Origin of the sequence: Pseudomonas psychrophila, from assembly GCF_001043005.1 — a bacterium.
GTDB lineage: Bacteria > Pseudomonadota > Gammaproteobacteria > Pseudomonadales > Pseudomonadaceae > Aquipseudomonas > Aquipseudomonas psychrophila.
Genome location: NZ_JYKZ01000055.1, coordinates 1 through 717, shown reverse-complemented (window position 1 = coordinate 717; position 717 = coordinate 1). Strand labels below are relative to the sequence as shown.

Here is a 717-nt window from a genome sequence, read left to right as displayed (position 1 = left end):
GGCGAAGACGCCGTAGAACGGGCGATTGATCAGATCGGGCTGCGGGACGAACTGCAGAGGCTTGCACAACTGCCATTGATTGACTGGCCCGCCGCAACCGTGGCCAAGCAATCCTTGCTGCGCCAGTTGTATGAAAATTTCCTGCTCGATGAACCGCCGACCCTGGGTGAGTTCAATATGTTTCGCGACACTGGCGGCGAAGCCCTCGAAAACCATTGCCGCTTTGAAGCGTTGCAGGCGCGCAATGCGGCCGAGCACCAGGCCATTGACTGGCGCCACTGGCCCGAGCAATGGCGCGACCCCAATAGCCCGGCGCTGCTGGTGTTCGCTGACGAGCACAGTCACGACATCGGCTATTACGCGTTTTGTCAGTGGCTGATTGCGCGCGGCCTGTCACAGGCGCAAAAAGCCGCCCGCGACAGCGGTATGGCCATCGGCCTGATTGCTGACCTCGCCGTGGGCGCTGATGGCAGCGGTAGCCAGGCCTGGTGCCGCCAGGACGAACTGCTGGCACATCTCACCGTCGGCGACCCACCCGATCTGCTGAACCGTACCGGGCAAGGCTGGGGTATATCGGCGTTTTCCCCGGACGGACTCAAGCGCAACGGGTTTCGTGCCTTCATCGAAATGCTGCGGGCCAACTTTGCACATGCAGGGGGGCTGCGAATCGACCATATCATGGGCCTGCAACGACTCTGGGTCATCCCCTTGGGCGCG

General features: G+C 62.1%; 1 protein-coding gene. It reads left to right on the top strand.

Annotation, left to right across the window (positions count from 1 at the left end):
* Positions 1-717 (top strand): 4-alpha-glucanotransferase (locus TU76_RS24020; RefSeq protein ID WP_048352651.1); only part of this gene is annotated, 717 nt, incomplete at both ends.